Annotated in this window: 12 protein-coding genes; 8 read left to right on the top strand and 4 right to left on the bottom strand. The window is 63.7% G+C overall.

Features of this window, described 5'->3' with window-relative positions; genetic code table 11:
- Entirely contained in the window at nucleotides 1-1173 is a 1173-nt protein-coding gene (locus YUA_RS0129490; protein ID WP_027533926.1) for a M20 aminoacylase family protein, read from the top strand.
- Between the two features lie 74 nt (nucleotides 1174-1247).
- Here YUA_RS0129490 and YUA_RS0129485 read toward each other — a convergent pair whose 3' ends face one another.
- The 3 genes from YUA_RS0129485 to YUA_RS0129475 form a co-directional block, all read right to left on the bottom strand.
- Nucleotides 1248-2870 carry an inorganic phosphate transporter gene (locus tag YUA_RS0129485; protein ID WP_027533925.1) on the bottom strand — a complete coding sequence of 541 codons (1623 nt, stop codon included), beginning with the start codon at nucleotides 2868-2870 and terminating at the stop codon, nucleotides 1248-1250.
- 125 nt (nucleotides 2871-2995) lie between these two features.
- Entirely contained in the window at nucleotides 2996-4438 is a 1443-nt protein-coding gene (locus YUA_RS0129480; RefSeq protein ID WP_027533924.1) for a UdgX family uracil-DNA binding protein, read from the bottom strand.
- Nucleotides 4438-5673 (bottom strand): putative DNA modification/repair radical SAM protein, encoded by a 1236-nt coding sequence (locus YUA_RS0129475; RefSeq protein WP_027533923.1) that lies wholly within the window; start codon nucleotides 5671-5673, stop codon nucleotides 4438-4440. The genes YUA_RS0129480 and YUA_RS0129475 overlap by 1 nt, the downstream gene beginning before the upstream one ends.
- A gap of 162 nt (nucleotides 5674-5835) precedes the next feature.
- Between YUA_RS0129475 and YUA_RS0129470 the strand changes: the two genes are divergently transcribed.
- The 4 genes from YUA_RS0129470 to YUA_RS0129455 all read left to right on the top strand — a co-directional run bounded on the left by YUA_RS0129470 (nucleotide 5836) and on the right by YUA_RS0129455 (nucleotide 12491).
- Complete coding sequence (locus tag YUA_RS0129470) at nucleotides 5836-6624, top strand: ImuA family protein (protein ID WP_027533922.1); 789 nt, start codon at nucleotides 5836-5838, stop codon at nucleotides 6622-6624.
- On the top strand, nucleotides 6521-8113 hold the full coding sequence (locus YUA_RS0129465) for a DNA polymerase Y family protein (protein WP_035972205.1): 1593 nt from the start codon (nucleotides 6521-6523) through the stop codon (nucleotides 8111-8113). The genes YUA_RS0129470 and YUA_RS0129465 overlap by 104 nt, the downstream gene beginning before the upstream one ends.
- Complete coding sequence (locus YUA_RS0129460; RefSeq protein ID WP_027533920.1) at nucleotides 8110-11661, top strand: error-prone DNA polymerase; 3552 nt, start codon at nucleotides 8110-8112, stop codon at nucleotides 11659-11661. Before YUA_RS0129465 ends, YUA_RS0129460 begins: the two co-directional genes overlap by 4 nt.
- A gap of 137 nt (nucleotides 11662-11798) precedes the next feature.
- On the top strand, nucleotides 11799-12491 hold the full coding sequence (locus tag YUA_RS0129455; protein ID WP_035972203.1) for a hypothetical protein: 693 nt from the start codon (nucleotides 11799-11801) through the stop codon (nucleotides 12489-12491).
- A gap of 105 nt (nucleotides 12492-12596) precedes the next feature.
- Here the strand turns inward: YUA_RS0129455 and YUA_RS0129450 are convergent, their stop codons facing one another.
- On the bottom strand, nucleotides 12597-12884 hold the full coding sequence (locus YUA_RS0129450; protein ID WP_027533918.1) for a hypothetical protein: 288 nt from the start codon (nucleotides 12882-12884) through the stop codon (nucleotides 12597-12599).
- Between the two features lie 57 nt (nucleotides 12885-12941).
- On the opposite strand from YUA_RS0129450, the gene YUA_RS0129445 reads away from it, so the two are divergent.
- From YUA_RS0129445 to YUA_RS0129435, 3 genes are all read left to right on the top strand, one after another.
- Nucleotides 12942-14336 (top strand): CoA transferase, encoded by a 1395-nt coding sequence (locus YUA_RS0129445; protein ID WP_027533917.1) that lies wholly within the window; start codon nucleotides 12942-12944, stop codon nucleotides 14334-14336.
- A 151-nt stretch (nucleotides 14337-14487) separates the two neighbouring features.
- The gene (locus YUA_RS0129440) at nucleotides 14488-15732 is read left to right on the top strand and encodes an efflux RND transporter periplasmic adaptor subunit (RefSeq protein ID WP_027533916.1); all 1245 of its coding nucleotides are present in this window, start codon (nucleotides 14488-14490) and stop codon (nucleotides 15730-15732) included.
- A 41-nt stretch (nucleotides 15733-15773) separates the two neighbouring features.
- On the top strand, nucleotides 15774-18890 hold the full coding sequence (locus YUA_RS0129435; RefSeq protein WP_027533915.1) for an efflux RND transporter permease subunit: 3117 nt from the start codon (nucleotides 15774-15776) through the stop codon (nucleotides 18888-18890).
- The last annotated feature ends 13 nt before the right edge of the window (nucleotides 18891-18903 follow it).

Raw genomic sequence — 18903 nt, 5'->3', positions numbered from 1 at the left:
ATGCCCATCGTGAACCGCGTCGCCGACCTTCAACCCGATATCCAGGCCTGGCGGCGGGACATCCATGAGCACCCCGAGCTCCTGTATGACGTCCACCGCACTGCAGCATTCGTCGCGGATCGCCTGCGCGAGTTCGGCTGCGACGAGGTCGTGACCGGCATCGGCCAGACCGGGGTGGTCGGCGTGATCAAGGGCAACAAGCCGGCCGGCGAGGGGCTCAAGGTGATCGGCATGCGTGCCGACATGGATGCGCTGCCGGTCGACGAGCAGACCAACCTGCCTTACGCCTCCAAGACTCCGGGCAAGATGCACGCCTGCGGCCATGACGGCCACACCGCGATGCTGCTGGGTGCGGCGCGCTATCTCGCCGAAACCCGCAACTTCGCCGGCGATGCCGTCGTGATCTTCCAGCCGGCCGAGGAAGGCGGCGCCGGTGGCGCGGCGATGGTCAAGGACGGCATGATGGAGCGCTTCGGCATCGAGCAGGTCTACGGCATGCACAACGGCCCCGGCATTCCGATCGGCTCGTTCGCGATCCGGCCCGGCCCGATCATGGCGGCGACCGACGAGGTCGACATCATGATCGAGGGCCTCGGCGGCCACGCCGCGCGTCCGCACAAATGCGTCGATTCCGTTCTGGTCGGTGCACAGCTGATCACCGCCTTGCAGTCGATCGTCGCGCGCAGCGTCGATCCGCTGGAATCGGCCGTGATCTCGATCTGCGAATTCCACGCCGGCAATGCGCGCAACGTCATCCCGCAAACCGCGATTCTGAGGGGGACCATCCGCACGCTGGAGCCGGAGGTGCGTAAGCTGGTCGAGAAGCGCGTGCGCGAAGTCGTCGCAGGCGTCGCCCAGATCACCGGCGCGAAGATCGATTTGCGCTACAAGCGCAACTATCCCGTGGTGAACAACCACGCCGCGGAGACCGAGGTGGCGTCGCGCATTGCCAAGCAGGTCGCGGGCGACGCCAATGTGCTCGAGATGTCGCCGCTGATGGGCGGCGAAGATTTTGCCTACATGCTGGAAGCGCGCCCAGGCGCGTTCATCTTCTGCGGCAACGGCGACAGCGCCGGCCTGCATCACCCCGCCTACAATTTCAACGACGAGGCGATCGTGTTCGGCACGTCCTATTGGGTCAAGCTGGTCGAGGAACAGCTCGCGGCGTCCTGAGCCTCGATGCTGACGTGGACATGAAAAAGGGCCCGCGCCTCGCACGGGCCCTTTGTTGTCAATGTCTGCGTCGCTCAGAACACGTGCGAGAAGAAGTAGTACAGCGAACCCGAGATGATCATCGCGGCCGGCAGGGTGAGCACCCAGGCCATGGCGATGTTGCGGATCGTCGACCATTGCAGGCCCGAGCCGTTGGCGGCCATGGTGCCGGCAATGCCTGACGACAGCACGTGGGTGGTCGAGACCGGGAGACCGTAGATGTCGGCGGCAGCGATAGTGGCGGCCGCGGTGATCTCGGCGCAGGCGCCCTGTGCGTAGGTCAGGTGCGTCTTGCCGATCTTCTCACCGACCGTGACGACGATGCGCTTCCAGCCGACCATGGTGCCAAGACCAAGCGCGATGGCGACCGCGATCTTCACCCAGCCCGGGATGAACTTCGTGGCGCTGTCGAGCGAGCTCTTGTAGGCATTGAGCACGGTGACGTCGGCGGCGCTGAGCTCGGCTTCCTTGTCCTTCATCAGGAAGCGCAGCGCTTCCGAGGCGAGATACATGTCGTTGCGGGTGTTGCCGACGACGTCGGCCGGCACCTTGGCGAGCGAGCCGTAGGTGGTCACCTGCTTGGCGATATCGCGCACCAGCACGGCGAGCGACGGGAACGTGCCGCCGTTGACTTCGCGCGTGGCGACGTAGCTGGTCACCGCTGGCCGCGGATTACCGAGCACGTTGTAACCAGCCGCCTTGCCCTCAATGATTTTGCTGGCCGCGTCCGAGTTCGTGACGAAATGTTCGATCTCGCTCGCCGGCAATGCGCGGTTGAGCGCATAGGCGGTCGGCACGGTGCCGATCAGGATCAGCATGATCAGGCCCATGCCCTTCTGACCGTCATTGGAGCCGTGGAAGAAGCTCACCAGCGTGCAAGTGAGGATCAGGATGCCGCGGATCCACCACGGCGGGGGCTGGTCGCCCTTCGGCTCGCCGAACAGCGCAGGCGTGGCGCGGAGCAGCACGGTGCGCAGGATCAGCAGCAGGACGGCTGCGAGTGCGAAGCCGAACAGCGGCGACAGCAGAAGTGCCTTGCCGATGTTGGTGGCTTGCGACCAGTCAACGCCCGAGGTGCCGCTGCGGCCGTGAAGGACGGCGTTCATGATGCCGACGCCCATGATCGAGCCGATCAGGGTGTGCGAGCTCGAGGCCGGCAGGCCGAAATACCAGGTGCCGACGTTCCAGATGATGGCGGCGATCAGCAGTGCGAACACCATCGCGAAGCCGGCGCTGGAGCCGACCTGAAGGATCAGCTCGACCGGCAGCAGCGAGACGATGCCGAATGCGACTGCGCCGGAGGAGGCGAGCACGCCGAACAGGTTGAACATGCCGGACCACACCACGGCGATATTGGCCGGCAGCGAGCGGGTGTAGATCACGGTCGCGACCGCGTTGGCGGTGTCGTGGAATCCGTTCACGAACTCGAAGCCGAGCGCGATCAGGAGCGCGACGAAGAGCATGAGGAAGGGGGCGATGCTCTTGACCTGCGTGCCGCTCGCGTCGACGTCGACCCAGATGCTGTAGGCAACGAAGAGCAGTGCGGCGGCGATCACGCCCATATAGATGATGCCGGTCAGCGGATGGAATCCACCTTCAAGGTCCGGGCCCTTACGCGCGGCCGGCTCAATGGAGCCGGGTAAAGCAACGTCACTCATCGGAATTCTCCTGTCCCAATGCCTCCGATCTTGCGCGCGGCATGTGACAGCCAGTTAAAATGGTTGAAAAACTATTGATAAGGCGGAACTTTTCCACCATCTGTTGCGGTGCATTGCAGAGCGTGTCAGGCGGCGTCAGCAGATTTCCTCTGCAAACCGGCGGCGATTGTCAGGTCTTCGACAAAGCGCTGATATTCCAGCACCTTCGCTTCCGGATCGGGTAGCCGCAACAGATAGGACGGATGCACCGTGACCAGAGCCTTGCGTCCGTCGGGGAGGTCAATGAGCCGGCCGCGGGTCTTGCCGATCGGTGTGATCTTTCCGAACACGCTTTGCGCGGCGGTGGCGCCCATCGCCACGACGAGAGCGGGCTGGATCGCCGAAATTTCCCGCTCGTACCATTGCCGGCACGCCTTGATCTCCGGCGTTGTCGGCTTCTGGTGCAGACGGATTTTTCCGCGCGGCACAAATTTGAAGTGCTTCACCGCGTTGGTGACATAGACCTTCTTGCGATCGACGCCGGCTTCCGCGAGCGCGCGGTCGAGCAGCTGGCCGGCAGGGCCAACGAAGGGATGACCGGCGAGATCCTCCTTGTCGCCAGGTTGCTCGCCGACCAGCATGATGGTGGCGTCCTTCGGGCCTTCGCCGAACACGGTCTGCGTCGCGTCCTTGTAGAGCGGGCAGGCGCGGCAATGCGCCGCCTCCTCGCGAAGCGATTCTAGATCATTGGCGGTAGTCTTGCGTGCCATCGGGGCCTCCGGCCGCTTCTGAGGCTTGTGCGGATCGGTCGCGGCATTGGCGATCATGGCGCCGGTCATGCGTTCGGCATCCTCGATCAGGGGCTTAATGATCGAAGCCTCGGGCAGGTTCCTCCAGTATTTTTTCGGCATCTCCGTCTGCATCGCCTTCACCTTGAGCCGTGCCGGATTGAGGATGCTGGCGTAGTAGCGCCGCCAGGTTTCCTCCAGCCGGTCTTCGCCCGGCGCCTCGTCCTTGCTCACGCCCGGCGTGAACGAAAGCGCGTGGCCATCCCAATGCGCGCAGAGATCGGGCGTCAGGATCGACCAGGGCATGTCGGCAAAGCGTTTGGCAAAGAATGGGGCTGCGAGTTCGACAATGTGATGCTCCGGCTCGAACCAGGCGACGTAATGCGCCGCGCGCTCGCGGCCAATCTCGCGGAAGCGCACAAAGGCGTGCATCTTGTGCTCGTCGCGATGGACCGCTCTCGCCATCGCCGTGACCAGCGCGACGTCAGGATCGGTCGCGACATCGATGAGATCGTGATTGTCCTTCAGCCGAAACAGCAGGCGATAGAGGATCGCAAAGCGCTGGGGATCGCGATGCAGGATGGCTGACTGGGCGAGGTCGACGAATTTTGCCGACACGCTAAAGGTGCCGTCGTTCACCTCGAGGATCGGAGACGGCGCGGGCGGTGCGAACAACTCGGCTTCGCCGCCCTGCACGGCCCAGGTGACATCGGTGGGCTTCACATGATGAAGCACGAGCGTGCGCGCGGCTTTGCGCCAGCCGTCGAAATCGGTTTCGGTGTCGAGGGTAATGTACTGCATCAGAAGCCAAATCCCAGTTGCGTTGCTTTCGGCTTGAACCGTTCGATCAGCCGCGCCCCGTCGAGGCGATGCGAGGCGGGCCGGTGATCGCTGAGGATGATGAAAGGCAGCGCCTTGTTGCGGGGCACGTGCAGCCGCGCGAGATCGGAGAGGCGGATCGTGGTGGTGCGCCGCGTGGCAATGATGCGCTCGACCGCTTTGGTGCCGAAGCCTGGCACGCGCAGCAGCTCCTCGCGGCTGGCGCGGTTGACGTCGAGCGGGAAGCGGTCGCGATGGCCTAGCGCCCAGGCGAGTTTGGGATCGATGTCGAGCGGCAGCATCGCGCTGTCGCCGACGATCTCACCGACATCGAAGCCGTAGAACCGCATCAGCCAGTCGGCCTGGTAGAGCCGGTGCTCGCGCAGCAAGGGTGGCTGTACCAGAGGCAGCGCGCGACTGGCATCGGGGATCGGGCTGAAGGCGGAATAATAGACGCGCCTCAACTGGTATGAACTGTAAAGATTGGCGCTGGCGTGGAGGATGGTGTGATCGTTCGCGCTATCGGCGCCGACGATCATCTGCGTGCTTTGGCCTGCCGGCGCGAAACGCTGCGGCTTCGCCTTCGTCTTCGTGCTGCGGTTGTCCTCGGCTTCGTCGAGCTTCAGCCGCAGCCGGCCCATGGTACGGCGGATCGCGCGGACGTCTTTCTCCGGCGCGAATTGCTGCAGGCTCGTCTCCTCAGGCATTTCGATGTTGATGGAGAGACGGTCGGCATATTTGCCGGCCTCCGCGATCAGCGCGTCGTCGGCTTCCGGAATGGTCTTGAGATGGATGTAGCCGCGGAAATGATGCTCCTCGCGCAGTTTTCGCGCGACGCTCACCACTTGCTCCATGGTGTAGTCAGGGCTGCGGATGATGCCGGAGGAGAGAAACAGGCCCTCGATGTAATTGCGCCGGTAGAAGTCCAGCGTCAGCTTGACCACCTCGTCGATGGTGAAGCGGGCGCGCGGCACGTTCGAGGAGGCGCGGTTGACGCAATAGAGGCAGTCGTAATTGCAGGCGTTGGTGAGCAGCACCTTGAGCAGGGAGATGCAGCGGCCATCCGGTGCGTAGGAATGGCAGATGCCCATGCCGGGCGCGGTCGAGCCCATGCCCTTGCCGTCGCTGGAATCCCGCTTCTCGGTGCCGCTGGAGGCGCAGGAGGCGTCGTACTTGGCGGCATCCGCCAGAATCTCCAGCTTGCGTTGTACGTCCATCCCGGAATCCCTTTGATTCGGCTCATGAATCTGATCGAGCGCAATTCGATTGACTCTTCGCACGCCGTTAGCTTTATATTAGAACATATCATGAACAAATGAGCCAGCCGCTGGTTCTCTTTTTGAGAGACATCGGCAATCACCTCTGAAGGAGCGGCGAGCATGAGCGGCGCACGCATGAGCGCGCTTGCGGCCTTGCGCAGCCAGATCGAACGGATCGAGACGGCGGAGGCCGTGCATCATCACGACCGCGTCGCGCTCGGCCACGGCGAGGTCGACCACGCCTTGAAAGGCGGGCTCGCGCGCGCGGCGATCCACGAGGTGTTTTGCGAGGGGCGTCAGGGCGCGGCCGCGACGGGCTTTGTCACCGGGCTTGCGGGCCGCGTCACGGTACGCAAGCCGCTGCTGTGGGTGCGGCAGGATTTCTCGGAACTTGAAACCGGCGCGCTGTCGATGAGCGGGCTCGCCGAGCTCGGTCTCGATCCGCGTCGCGTGGTGATGGTGCGTGCGGCTGACGTGGAGAGTGCGCTGCGCACCTCGGCCGATGCGCTCGCCTGCGATGCGCTCGGTGCCGTCGTGCTCGAGCTGTGGGGCGATATCAGGCAGTTCGATCTCGTGGCGAGCCGCAAGCTGACGCTGGCCGCGCAGTCGTCAGGTGTCACCGGGCTTTTGTTGCGGATGGCCGCGCAGCCGTTGCCTTCAACCGCGGAGACGCGATGGATGCTGCGCGCGGCGCATTCGCCGCCGGTGTCGATGTGGGGTGCCTGGGGCGCGCCGCGCTTCGATGTCGAGCTGTTGCGCAATCGTCATGGCCCGTGCGGCCGGTGGATCATGGAATGGAAAAGTGATGAGTGCCAGTTCAGTGAATCGTCGGCGTATCCTCAGCCTGTGGCTGCCGCGCCTGCCCATCGACAGGATCCAGCGCTTTTTCAGCAGCGCCGGGCTGGGTAAGACCAATGATCCCAGCATTGTCGTCATCAAGGACAACAATGCGCTGGTGATCCACGCGCTGGACGAGGCGGCCGAGCGCCTCGGCTTGTACATCGGGCAGCCGCTGGCCAATGCGCGGGCGATGTGTCCGGACTTGAAAGTGTTCGATGCCGATGTCGTGGCCGATGCGAAGACGCTGAGCGACGTCGCCGACTGGTGCGACCGCTTCACGCCGCTAGTGGCGCTCGATGCGCCGCACGGGCTGTTCCTCGACATCTCTGGCTGCGCGCATCTGTTCGGCGGCGAGGCTGCGCTGTTGCAGACGCTGGTTCGCGCGCTGGCCCGTCAGGGCTTTGCCGTCAGTGCGGCCATTGCCGGCACCTCGGTTTGCGCACGCACGCTGACGCGGCAGGCCACGGGCACCATCGTCGCGGATGGCGGGGAGGCGGCGGCGATCGACCGGTTTCCGGTGTCCGCGCTCGGTGCGGACGAGGCGGTCACCGCTGGCCTGCGCCGCGCCGGCCTGAAAACCATCGGCGATGTCGCCTCGCGCGCGCCGAGCGAAATCACGGCGCGGTTCGGCGCGCGGTTCTCGACGCTGCTCGCGCATGCGCTGGGGCAGGGAGATGCGCCGATCAGCCCGCGAAAGCCGTTGCCCGATTACATCGTGGAGAAGCGCTTCGCCGAGCCGATCGCGACCGACACCATGATCGCGATGACGCTGTCGCGGCTGGCCGATACGCTGATCGCATCCATGGAGAAGCAGGGCAAGGGCGCGCGGCGGCTGGAGGCCGCGTTCTTCCGCACCGACGGCGTGGTGCGCGCGATCATGGTCGAGACCGGACGTCCCGTGACGCAAAGCGCGGTGATCGACCGGCTGTTCCGCGAGCGTCTCGACGCGCTCGCCGATCCGCTCGATCCCGGCTTCGGCTTCGACATGGTGCGGTTGTCGGCGAGCCGCACCGAGATCGTGGTGCAGGAGCAGCGCGATCTCGATGCGCACGTTCACGACAATGACGAACTCGCCGCCTTGATCGACCGCATTGCCGCGCGCATCGGCGGAAAACGCGTCGTCGTGCATCTGCCTGAGGATACCCATATCCCCGAGCAGGCGGTGCTGGCTGCGCCGGCGCAGCATCATCTTGCCGCTGCCATGCAGGCCGAATGGCCGGCGCGCGCCGAGAGCGAGCCACCACTGCGTCCCCTACGGCTGTTCGACAAGCCGGAGCCGGTCACAGTGCCGTTCGCGACCGTGCCGGACGGCCCGCCGCATCAATTTACCTGGCGGCGCGCGAAACATGCGGTGGTGCGGGTGGAAGGACCCGAGCGCATCGCCATGGAATGGTGGCGGCAGGACGGCAAGCAGCTGACGCGGGATTATTTCCGCATCGAGGATGCCGAGGGCCTGCGCTTCTGGATCTTTCGCGACGGTCTTTACGAGGGAGAGGTGTTCGATGCCGACGGCAAGCCCGCTCCGCCCAACTGGTATGTACACGGTCTTTTCGCATGAAGACATCAGCCTATGCCGAGATCGGCATCACCACCAATTTCTCCTTCCTGCGCGGCGGCTCGGATCCGCGCGCCTATGTGCACCAGGCCAGCAAGCTGGGCATTCCCGTGATCGGCATTGCCGATCACAACACGCTGGCCGGCGTGGTGCGGGCCTACAAGGAGCTCGACAATGACAATGTGCTGCACAAGCCAAAGCTCCTGATCGGTGCGCGCATCGTCTTCATCGACGGCACGCCCGACATTTTTGTTTATCCGAGCGACCGTGCCGCCTATGGCCGCCTGTGCCAGCTTCTGACCCGGGGCAAACGCGGCGACGACATCACGCGGATCGAGAAGGGCGAGTGTCGTCTTGGCTTTGCCGATCTGCTGGAGTTTGCGGAAGGCCAGCTCCTGATCCTGACGCTGCCGCATCGGTTTGAGCCCGAGCAGGCGCTGGATATTCTTGCAAAGCTCAAGGCCAGCGGCGCCGAAGGCGTGTGGCTGGCCGCGAGCCTGATCTATCGCGGCGACGACCGTCGTCGCCTGGCGCGGCTCGACGATCTCGCAGCCAAAGCAAGAGTGCCGCTGCTCGCGACCAACGAGGTGCTCTATCACGATCCCGGCCGTCGTCCCCTCCAGGACGTGCTGACCTGCATCCGGGAAAAGACCACGATCGAGGCGGTCGGACGCAAGCTGGAAGCCAATGCCGAGCGCTTTCTGAAAACGCCCCGCGAGATGACGCGGTTGTTCCGCGATTTCCCCGAGGCGATCGCGGAGACCATGCGCTTTGCGGACAGGATCGACTTCTCGCTCGACCAGCTCAAATACCAATATCCGGACGAGCCGGTGCCGCCCGGCAAGACCGCGCAGGGGCATCTGGAGGATCTGACATGGACGGGCGTCGATAAATACTTTGGCGGTATCGAGAACATTGACGCAAAGCTGCGTGCCACCCTGAAGAAGGAGCTCGCGCTGATCGCCGAGCTGAAATACGCGCATTACTTCCTCACCGTGCACGACATCGTCCACTATGCGCGCAGCCAGAACATTTTGTGCCAGGGGCGCGGATCGGCGGCGAACTCGGCCGTCTGCTACGTGCTCGGCATTACCTCGGTCGATCCGACCCAGGTCGATCTGTTGTTCGAGCGCTTCATCTCGAAGGAACGGCTGGAGCCTCCGGACATCGACGTCGATTTCGAGCATTCGCGGCGCGAGGAGGTGATGCAATATGTCTATCGCCGCTATGGCCGCCACCGCGCCGCGATCATCGCGACCGTCATCCATTACCGCCCGCGCAGCGCCATCCGCGATGTCGGCAAGGCGCTGGGGCTGACCGAGGACGTCACCGCCGCGCTCGCCGACACCGTCTGGGGCAGCTGGGGCAAGGGTCTCAATGACATGCAGGTCAGGCAGGCCGGGCTCGATCCCCAAAATCCCATGATCAACCTCGCGGTCGAGCTGGCGACCGAGTTGATCGAATTCCCCCGCCATCTCTCGCAGCATGTCGGCGGCTATGTGCTGACCCAGGACCGGCTCGACACCTATGTGCCGATCGGAAATGCCGCGATGGACGACCGCACCTTCATCGAATGGGACAAGGACGACGTCGACGCGCTCAACATGATGAAGGTCGACGTGCTTGCGCTCGGCATGTTGACCTGCATCCGCAAGTGTTTTGACCTGATCGCGGATCACAAGGGGCAGCGTTACGAGCTTTCGGATATCAAGTCGGAGGATGACGACGAAGTTTATCAAATGCTGCAGCGGGGCGAGTCGCTCGGCGTATTCCAGGTCGAGAGCCGCGCCCAGATGAACATGCTTCCGCGCTTGAAACCGCGGACGTTCTACGATCTCGTCATCGAGGTCGCGATCGTGCGGCCCGGGCCGATCCAGGGCGACATGGTGCATCCGTATCTGCGCCGCCGGAACGGTCTGGAGAAAGTGACCTATCCCTCTCCATCGCCCGAGCATGGTCCCGCGGATGAGCTCTACAAGGTGCTGCACAAGACGAAAGGCGTGCCTCTGTTCCAGGAACAGGCGATGCGCATCGCGATCGAGGCGGCGAAATTCACCTCCGAGGAAGCCAACGGCCTTCGCCGCTCGATGGCGACCTTTCGCAATGTCGGCACCATCGGCCAATACGAGGAGAAGCTGATCGGCAATATGGTCGCGCGCGGCTATGATGCAAACTTTGCCAGAAGCTGCTTTGACCAGATCAAGGGTTTTGGCTCCTACGGCTTTCCGGAGAGCCATGCCGCGAGTTTCGCGCAGCTCGTCTATATCTCCTCATGGCTGAAGTATCATCATCCCGACGCCTTCTGCTGCGGCCTCCTGAACTCGCAGCCGATGGGTTTTTACGCCCCGGCGCAGATCGTCGGCGACGCCCGCAAGAACGGTGTCGAGGTACGCGAGATCGATGTGTCCTACAGTTTTGCGCAGAACACGCTGGAGAATACTGACGACAGATATTGTGCCGTTCGCCTGGGTTTCCGTCAGATCGACGGCTTTCACTGGCTGGACGAGGATGAGGAAAGGCTGAAGGCGGATCAGGCACTGCGGCGCAAGCGAAACGCCGACGTGCAGGAGTCAGGGAAGCACGAACGGGTGGGTTCCCTCCCCCCTTGTGGGGGAGGGTTAGGGAGAGGGGTGAGCCGCACGAGCGGTGGTCGTGGCTTACCCCTCTCTCCAACTCTCCCCCACAAGGGGGGAGAGAGCCCTACCACCTCCCGCACCGCCTTAAATGGGGTGGAGCAAGACTGGGCCGACCGCATCATCGACGCGCGCAATCGCGGCCCCTTCACCTCGCTCGAAGACTTTGCCCGCGACACCGGCCTGCCCAAGCGTGCGCTGATCCTGCTGGCAGATGCCGATGCATTCCGCTCGCTCGGGCTCGACCGTCGCGAGGCACTGTGGCAGGTGCGGCGGCTGCCCGACGATGTGGCGCTGCCGCTGTTCGAGGCGGCCACCGCGCGCGAGCAGCCGGACGAGCAGGCTAAGCCATTGCCGGTGATGCCGCGCCCCGAACAGGTCGTCGCCGATTATCAGACCATCCGGCTCTCACTCAAAGGCCATCCGATGGAATTCTTGCGCGAGACGTTTTCGCGCGAGCGGATCGTCGCCTGCAAGGAGATCAGCCATGAGAACGAGCGGCGTCGCGTCCGCTGCGCCGGCGTGGTGCTGGTGCGGCAGCGGCCGGGCAGCGCCAGCGGCGTGGTGTTCATGACGCTGGAGGACGAAACCGGCATCGCCAATGTCGTGGTGTGGCCCAAGATCATGGAGCAGTACCGGAAAGAGGTGATGGGCGCGCGCCTCATCCTGGTCGAGGGCTATATCCAGAGCAGCCCCGAGAAGGTGACGCATCTGATCGCGCAGCGCATGATCGACCGCTCGCACGATCTGGTCGGTCTCGCCAACGATGCGCTGAGCCGCAAGCATCCGGTGCCGGCAGGCGCCGATCTGATCGAACCGCTCAACGACGACCGCCGCGATCACGCGGATATGCCGGCGCAGAAAATCCGCCACCCCCGCAACGTCCGCATCCTGCCGCCGTCGCGGGATTTTCATTGAGGAGCCGTGAACGACTGCAAGGATCGGCTGATCCCGTCCAACGATCAATACGATTTGAATTAAGTCTCTAAGCAACCCGAAAGCGAGACACTCCTATATCCTTCCTGGTGCCCGATTTGGACATGACGGGGTGATGTTTGCAGCAACTGGAATCGCCGCAACGATCGCGCGGCCTCGCCGTCGCCGTAAAGCCGGATCGAAGATCCTCACGCATCGATAGGTTGGGCCTCTGGTTATCCAAGAGCCACACGATCGACAGGCTTTGGATCGGGACAACCGAAAGCAAACCTTACCCGGCGTTGCGCCGCGTGGAAGAGGCTCTCCAGCTCATCAAGCGCCACGACACACTCAACTATTCCCGTATCACCCGCAATCTCGACCGAATATGGGTGCACCTGCTCCCCAGCGCCCAGGCGCACTACGATCGGTCATTGAACGCTTGCGCCCTTGATGAACGTTACGTTCTCAACGAGACAACGACGCTTGAGCGGATTGCCTCTACCATCGTCCATGAAGCGACCCATGCACAGTTGGAAAGCTGGGGGATCATCTATGAAGAAAAAAGCCGCTATCGGATCGAAGCAATCTGCCTTCGACGCGAGCACAACTTCCTTACGAAGCTGCCTGACAGCGGGCTCATGCAGGAAGAAATCGAGCGTACATTGGAGTGGTGCGAAAGCGACCAAACCTACCTTTCCGACGCGAGCTTTCGAGACCGCGAAGACCAGGGCGAGATTGATACATTGCGCTATTTGAAAGCGCCGGACTGGCTCGTGCAATTTGCAGTGTGGCTCATTCGCAGGCGGCGTTCGCGTACATCCGCACCATGAGTGCCTGCGCCTTTGCGAGGAGCGAAGCGACGAAGACTGCATCCGCGGAAAGACTCTGAATTGCTTCGCTGCGCTCGCAATGACGGTGTGACAACAGCGTCCCTCTCACTCCGGCGCAGCCCCCACCGGCGGGCCGCCGGGTGGACGGTGCAGGAAGGTCAGCGACGCGTAGGCGCCGACCCAGGAGCCGAGCGCCGCGAAAGCGACATAGAAGGCGTTCTCTGTGTAGCTGATCACGGCATAGGACGACAGCAGATACCAGACTGCGCTCCAGTTCGCCGCCGGCACGCGTTTGCGCGCGATCACGGCCGAGGTGAACATGACATAGACCGCGTCGGTGGCCGCCGTTGCGATGAAGACGGCGCCTGCGGTGAGGGGATCGATGGCGGCCATTGCATTCCTTTATGTGCTAATGGATGGTCCTAGAAAAACTAAGGGAGAGAAGAGGTCATGCAAAGCCCCGCCGACGTTCTCCAGAATATCTGGACCTCCGCCGGCGGCGATAAGGCTGCTCTTGAACGTCTGCGCCTGACCGGCGACGAGCCGCAGATCCCGTCCTCGTTCCGTGTCGCCGTGGCCGGGCAGACGACAATCGCGGCCGCGGGTCTGGCGGCTGCCGAGATCTGGAGGCTGCGGAGCGGCGAGGCGCAGGATGTCAGCGTCGACATGCGCCATGCCGTCGCCGAATGCCGCTCCGAGCGTTATCTGCGCCTCGACGACAAGCCGCCGCCGCCGGCCTGGGACGCCATCGCCGGCGTCTACAAGACCGGCGACAATCGCTTCGTCCGCTGCCACACCAATTTTAGGCATCACCGCGACGCCGTCTGCAAGGTGCTTGGCTGTGTGCCCGAGCGCGAGAAGGTGCAGGCCGCGCTGATGCAATGGAAGGGTGAGGATTTTGAAACCGCGGCTTATGCCGCCGGCGGTGTCGTCGCTCTGATGCGCTCTTACGACGAATGGTCGGCGCTGCCGCAGGCGCGCGCGCTCGCCGAGCTGCCGCTGATCTCGATCGAGAAGATCGGCGACGCTCCGCCCAAGCCGTGGCCCAAAGGCGATCTCCCGCTCGCAGGCCTCCGCGTGCTCGATCTCTCCCGCGTCATCGCCGGTCCCGTGGCCGGCCGCACGCTCGCTGCGCACGGTGCAGACGTGTTGCTGGTCTCGGGGCCCGACCTGCCGGCCATTCCCTGGCTCACCATCGACACCGGCCGCGGCAAGCTCACCACCTTCATCGAGCTGAAGAGCGAGACGGGCAGGGCACAGATGCGCGAGCTGTTGAAGGACGCCGACATCTTCTCGCAGGGCTATCGCCCGCGCGCGCTGTCCGCCCTCGGCTTCTCTCCGGAAGAGGCAGCGGAGATCAATCCCGGCATCGTCTACGTCACGTTGTCGGCCTATGGCCATTCCGGTCCCTGGGCCGAGCGGCGCGGCTTCGATTCACTGGTGCAGACCACGACTGGCTTCAACGATGCGGAAGGTAGGGCGGCCGGCATCGACGGTCCCAAGGAATTGCCAGCGCAGATGCTCGACCACGCCACCGGCTATCTGATGGCGTTCGGCGCGATGATGGCGAAGGCGCGTCAGGCCCGTGAAGGCGGCAGCTGGCATGTGCGCGTGTCGCTGGCGCAGACCGGACGCTGGCTATGGAATCTCGGCCGGCTCGAAGGCGGTCTGAACACCCCGGATCTTACGGGCGAGGCTGTACATGCAGCGTTCATGGAAACCGTGTCATCTGGCTTCGGCACGTTGAAGGCAGTGCGCCATGCGGCGCTGCTGTCGACAACGCCGGCGCAATGGAGCCGTCCGGCGATGCCGCTCGGCAGCCATCCGCCGCAATGGCCGCGCTGAAGCTGACGTGAAGCTGACGTATCGCAAAATTTTAACGCAAACCGAAAGACGACCCGCGTTTTTTAGGTTGTTTGAAATCCCAATTCGGCACTATTAGCGCGATCGATGAGGCAGTCGTCTGCCGAGATCGTCGCAGACATGACCGGGCCCCATGGTAGTTGAAAATACCAAGCGATTGCAGGTGCTTACAAAACGGCGGATCATCACATCCGTAGTTTTACTGGCGCTTGCCGGGGCCGGCGCCTACGGCTTCCTGTTTGCAAGCGCCAAGGACAAGAAGCACTCCGAGGTTTCCAGCCAGTCGCGCAGGAACGCGCAGAATTTCACGCCGACACCGTCCGAATGGGCGACGCTGACGATCGAACCTGTCAATGCCAAAACCTTCCGCGCCGAGTACGTCACCGAAGGCAAAGTCGCAGTCGACGAAGACCGTTCGACGCCGGTGTTCTCGCCCTATGCAGGCCGGGTGACCAAGCTGCTCGCCAAGCCCGGCGAGAGCGTGACCCAGGGACAACCGCTGTTCACAATCGAGGCCGCCGACACCGTGCAGGCCCAGAACGATTTCATCGCGGCGATGACATCGCAGAACAAGGCAAAGTCGGCGCTCGAGCTTGCCGACATCCAGTACCGGCGCGCCAAGGATCTTTACGAAGGCCGCGCCATTCCGCTCAAGGACTATCAGCAGGCGGAAGCGACCCAGGTCCAGGCGCAGAACGACATGCGCTCCTCGGTGACGGCGCTGGAGGCCGCAAACAACAAGCTGCGCATCCTCGGTTTCACCGAGGAGACGATCAAGGCATTCCAGAGCAAGAGCACCATCAATCCGGAGATCACGATCTATGCGCCGATCTCGGGCACCGTCGTGCAGCGCAAGATCGGCCCCGGTCAATACGTCAACTCCGGCGCCAGCGATCCGGTCTTCGTGATCGGCGATCTCTCCACGGTTTGGCTCACCGCCTTCGTGCGCGAGAGCGACGCCGCCCTGGTCAGCGTCGGGCAGGACATCACTGTCAACGTGATGGCGTTGCCGGGCCGTCCGCTGACCGCCAAGATCAACTACGTCGCCGCCGCGATCGATCCCAATACCCGCCGCCTGCTGGTCCGCGCCACCATCGACAACAAGGACGGTCTGCTCAAGCCGGAAATGTTCGCCAACGTCACGATCTACTCGGCCGGCGACCGCGGGGCGCCGGCGGTGCCGAAGCAATCGCTGATCTACGAAGGCGACCAGGTCCGCATCTGGGTCGCGCGTGAGGACAAGTCGGTCGAGCTACGCCAGATCAAGATCGGCCTCATCAATGGCAACCTCGTCGAGGTCACCAGCAACCTGAAGCCCGGCGAGCAAATCGTCGTTAAGGGCAGCCTGTTCATCGATCGCGCAGCGTCCGGTAGTTGATCGACGACCCAAGAAACTTGAGACCGGAACTGAAGCCCTGAATGGATCGCCTCGTCGCCTTTGCCGTCAACCGGCGCTTCCTGATGGTCGGCATGTTCGTCGCCGTGTTCATCGGCGGCCTGCTTGCGTTCAACCAGCTCAACATCGAGGCCTATCCCGACCCGACCCCGCCGATGGTCGACATCGTTACGCAGAGCCCCGGCCTGTCGGCGGAAGAGATCGAGCGCTACATCACGATCCCGATCGAGACCCAGGTCGCGGGCTTGAAGAACCTGACGACGATCCGCACCATCTCGCTCTACGGCCTCTCCGACGTCAAACTGCAGTTCTCCTTCGCCTACACCTATGACGAGGCGCTGCAGCAGGTGCTGAACCGCCTGGCGCAACTCGCGCCGTTGCCGGGCAACGTGCAGCCGCAGATCTCGCCGCTGAGCCCGATCGGCGAAATCTTCCGCTATCGCCTGGTCGGTCCGCCGAACTACAGCGTGCTCGACCTCAAGACCATCCAGGACTGGATCCTCCAGCGCCGCTTCCGCGCCGTGCCCGGCGTGATCGACGTCACCGGGTGGGGCGGCAAGAGCAAGACCTATGAGCTCCAGGTCGACAACAACAAGCTGGTCGCCAACGGCCTGACGCTACCGCAGCTGCTCCAGGCCGTCAGCAATTCCAACGTCAATGTCGGCGGCAACACCGTCAATATCGGCCAGCAATCGGCTGTGGTCCGCGGCGTCGGCCTGATCCGCTCCATCGACGACCTCGCCAACACCATGATCGCCCAGACCAATGGCAATCCGGTGCTGGTGAAGGACGTCGCCACCGTCACCGTCGGCCAGAAGCCGCGTCTCGGCATCGCTGGCATCGACGATTCCGACGATATCGTGCAGGGCATCGTCCTGATGCGCCGCGGCGAGCAGAGCTCGCCAACCATCAAGCGGGTTCACCAGCTCGTTCAAACCATCAACGACTCCAGCATCCTGCCGCCCGGCGTGCGCATCGAGCGCATCTACGACCGCGGCGACCTGATCGAGCTCACCACCCATACTGTGCTGCACAACATGGTGGTCGGCATTCTCCTGATCGTGCTGCTGCAGTGGATCTTCCTCGGCGATCTCCGCAGCGCGCTGATCGTCGGCGCCACCATTCCATTCGCGCTGTTCTTCGCCGTGATCATCCTGGTGCTGCGCGGGGAATCGGCCAACCTGCTGTCGGTCGGCGCCATCGATTTCGGCCTGATCGTGGATGCCACTGTCATCATGGTGGAGGCGATCTTCCGCCGCCTGACACAAACCACGCCAACGTCAGAATCCGAGCAGATGTCGCCCGAGACGCTGTTCGGCATGAAGAGCCACGCCATCCTCAGCGCCGCGGCCGACGTCTCGCGCTCGATCTTCTTTGCCGCCGCGATCATCATCGCGGCCTTCCTGCCGCTGTTCACGCTGTCCGGCGTGGAAGGCAACATTTTCGGGCCGATGGCGCGCACCTATGCCTACGCGCTCGCCGGCGGCCTGCTGGCGACCTTCACCGTCACGCCTGCGCTGTCCGCGATCATCCTCCCTGCGCATGTCGAGGAGACCGAGACCAGGGTGATGCAGATCCTGCACCGGATCTACATGCCGGTTCTGAATTGGGCCGTCGCCAACCGCAACATCATGCTCGGCGCCGCGGTCGGCCTCGTGCTGATGACGGTTGCGCTCAGCCGGCTGCTCGGCCTCGAATTCCTGCCCAAGCTCGAAGAGGGCAATCTCTGGATCCGCGCCACGTTGCCGCCGACCATCTCGCTCCAGGAAGGCAACTCCTACGTCAACGAGATGCGCAAGCTGATCCGCGCCCGGCCCGAGGTCGAGTCCGTGGTCTCGCAGCACGGCCGTCCCGACGACGGCACCGACGCCGCCGGCTTCTTCAACGCTGAGTTCTTCGCGCCGCTCAAGCCCGCAAGCCAGTGGCCGGGTACGCATGACAAGGAGGAGCTCACCGCGGAGCTGCTCAAGCAGCTCGACGACCGCTTTCCCGGCGTCGAGTTCAACTTCTCGCAATATCTCCAGGACAACGTCTCCGAAGCCGTCTCCGGCGTGAAGGGCGAAAACTCGATCAAGCTGTTCGGCAGCGATCTCCAGGCGCTGACCGACACCGCCAACAAGATCAAGTCGGTGCTGGCGACCGTGCAGGGCGTCACCGACCTCGCGGTCTTCACTTCGCTGGGGCAGCCAACCGTGCAGATCGACATCGACCGTGCCAAGGCTGCGCGCTACGGGCTCGCTCCCGGCGATATCAACGCCACGATCAAGGTCGCGATCGGCGGCGACACCGCGGGCGATATCTACGAGCCGGGAAGCGACCGCCACTTCCCGATCATCGTTCGCCTTGCGCCGGAATATCGCCGCAGCGCCGAAGCGATCCAGAACATACGGATCGGCGCGCCCGGGCCGAACGGCTCCGTGACGCAGATTCCCCTGAGCGAGGTCGCCACCATCAGCCTCGTCTCCGGCGCGGCCTACATCTATCGCGAGCAGCAGGAACGCTATCTGCCGATCAAGTTCTCGGTGCGTGAGCGCGATCTCGGCAGCGCCATCCGCGAGGCGCAGCAGAAGATCGCCGATCAGGTGCAGCTGCCTCCCGGCTCCCACATGGAATGGGTCGGCGAGTTCGGCAATCTCCAGGATGCGATCCGGCGGTTGTCGATCGTGGTGCCGATCTCGTTGGCGCTGATCGCCGTCCTGCTCTGGTTCAATTTCGGCTCGATGACCGACACGCTGCTCGCCATGAGCGTGATCCCGATGGCGATCTTCGGTGGCGTGCTCGGCCTGCTGATCACCGGCACCGCCTTCAGCGTTTCGGCGGCGATCGGCTTCATCGCGCTGTTCGGCATCGCCGTGATGGACGGCATCATCATTCTCTCGCAGTTCAACCAGCTGATTGATGAAGGCATGGACCGCCTGAGCGCGGTGATCCGCACTGGCGAATTGCAGCTTCGGCCTGTCTTGATGACCTGCGTGGTCGCCGGCGTCGGCCTGCTGCCGGCCGCACTGTCGGCAGGCATCGGCTCGCAGGTGCAGAAGCCGCTCGCGGTCGTCGTCGTCACCGGCATGATGCTGGCGCCGGTCGTGATCCTGGTGACGCTGCCAGTGCTGATCTCCTTCTTCTCACGCCGCGCGCGCTGATATCAGCCCGGCA

The sequence above is a fragment of the Bradyrhizobium sp. WSM3983 genome, assembly GCF_000473045.1.
In the GTDB taxonomy this organism is placed as follows: domain Bacteria; phylum Pseudomonadota; class Alphaproteobacteria; order Rhizobiales; family Xanthobacteraceae; genus Bradyrhizobium.
Note: the sequence above shows the minus strand (reverse complement) of the source record. Positions and strands in the feature narration are given on the sequence as shown.